Raw genomic sequence first — 377 nt, forward strand, 5'->3', positions numbered from 1 at the left:
TGAGAAAAGCGGAAGACGGGATTCGAACCCGCGACCCCCACCATGGCAAGGTGATGTTCTACCACTGAACTACTTCCGCATACGTATTAACTTAATGAGCCGTGACGGGTTCGAACCGTCGACCCTCTGATTAAAAGTCAGATGCTCTACCGACTGAGCTAACGGCTCAAGTTGGGCTAGCTGGGTTCGAACCAGCGCATGACGGTACCAAAAACCGTTGCCTTACCACTTGGCTATAGCCCAATAATGGTAAATGGAGGATACAGGGCTCGAACCTGTGACCCTCTGCTTGTAAGGCAGACGCTCTCCCAACTGAGCTAATCCTCCAAAAAATAAAAGGGCTAACCAGAAGTCTTACCCTTTTAAAAATATTTGCA

4 tRNA genes are annotated in these 377 nt (G+C 48.8%); all 4 read right to left on the reverse strand.

The features are described from left to right. Nucleotides 1-7: 7 nt before the first annotated feature. The 4 genes from ACLUWI_RS10380 to ACLUWI_RS10395 all read right to left on the reverse strand — a co-directional run bounded on the left by ACLUWI_RS10380 (nucleotide 8) and on the right by ACLUWI_RS10395 (nucleotide 327). Nucleotides 8-79: transfer RNA gene (locus ACLUWI_RS10380), tRNA-Gly, on the reverse strand. A 16-nt stretch (nucleotides 80-95) separates the two neighbouring features. Further along, a tRNA-Lys gene (locus ACLUWI_RS10385) sits at nucleotides 96-168 on the reverse strand. Nucleotides 169-171: 3 nt separating this feature from the next. Continuing rightward, nucleotides 172-243, reverse strand: a tRNA-Gln gene (locus tag ACLUWI_RS10390). 11 nt (nucleotides 244-254) lie between these two features. After that, nucleotides 255-327: transfer RNA gene (locus ACLUWI_RS10395), tRNA-Val, on the reverse strand. Nucleotides 328-377 lie beyond the last annotated feature (50 nt).

It is taken from the genome of Limosilactobacillus mucosae (assembly GCF_046939755.1).
Classification (GTDB): Bacteria; Bacillota; Bacilli; order Lactobacillales; family Lactobacillaceae; genus Limosilactobacillus; species Limosilactobacillus mucosae_A.